The organism is Corallococcus sp. 4LFB, assembly GCF_046520365.1.
GTDB classification, from domain to species: Bacteria; Myxococcota; Myxococcia; order Myxococcales; family Myxococcaceae; genus Corallococcus; species Corallococcus caeni.
This window is the reverse complement of the sequence record NZ_JBKGHJ010001059.1, coordinates 1-1,094: the sequence shown is the minus strand read 5'-3', so window position 1 is coordinate 1,094 and position 1,094 is coordinate 1. Positions and strand designations below refer to the sequence as shown.

1 pseudogene is annotated in these 1,094 nt (G+C 75.9%); it reads right to left on the bottom strand.

Annotated elements, in window-relative coordinates:
* Nucleotides 1-1,094, bottom strand: a pseudogene (locus ACLEQD_RS44025) (flagellar hook-length control protein FliK); the annotation flags it as partial.

Here is a 1,094-nt window from a genome sequence, read left to right as displayed (position 1 = left end):
GGTCGAGCGCTTGCGCTGCAGCGCGCACAGCTCGCCCAGCGCCGGCAGGTCATCCGGCTCCGCGCGCAGCACCTCCTGCAGCGCGTGCACGGCGAGGTCCAGGTCGAACGCCAGGTCGCGCGCGGCCACCGCGAGGCGGCGGTACTTCTGCGCCCGCTCCTTCGGCTCCACCGTCAGCCTCGCCAGCGCCGCGAGGCACCGGGTGAGCTGCGCGCCGTCGCGGCGGGCCTCGGCCAGCGCGAGCAGCGACTCCAGCGCGGGCCGGTGGTCGCCGTCCGCCTCCAGCGCGAGCGTGAGCAGCTTGTCGGCCTTGTCCGCCTGCTGGAGCTTGCCCCGGTACAGCTCGCCCGCCTCGGCCCACAGCGCGGCGCGGGCCTTCGGCTCCTCCCTGAGGGCGGCGGCCTTCTCCAGCGCCTCGGCCAGCTCCTGCGAGCGGCCGGTGACGCGGAAGTATGGAATCAGCTCATCCAGCGCGACCGCGTCACGCGGATCCAACGCGAGCGCCGCTTCCAGGTGCTCGCGCGCCCGCGCCGGGTCACCCAGCTTCGTGCGCGACAGCCGGGCCAGCGCGTGGTGGCTCTCGTGCGCGGCGTGGCGCACGCTCTCCGAGCGCGGCGCGGGGCCCGCCAGCTCCAGCGCCTGCTGGTAACCGCTCAGGCTTCCTGCAACCGGCCCAGGCCTTCGGCCACGCGCGCGGACGCGAACAGCGGCTCCGGCTCGCCGGGCAGCAGCGACACCGCCTCGCGGTAGCGCAAGAGCGCGTTCTCCGGCTGCTTCAGGCCGTCTTCCCACACCCGGCCCGCGAGCAGGTCCGCCTGTCCCACGCGGTCCAGCTCGTGGCGCGCCATGGACACTTCGCGCAGCCGGTCCAGCGCCTTCAGGGCGCGCAGGTGCTCACCGCCGCGGTGGCACAGCTCACCCAGCAGGAGCAGCGCGTCCGGTTGGTCCGGCGACAGGCGCAGCGCGGCCTCGCAGTGCAGCCGGGCCCCCGCGATGTCGTCCTCCGTCTGCGCGCACAGCCGCGCCAGGTGCACGTGCGCGTCCGCGGCCTCCAACGGATCGCGCGCCAGGGCCGCGAGCCGCCGGTACGCCCG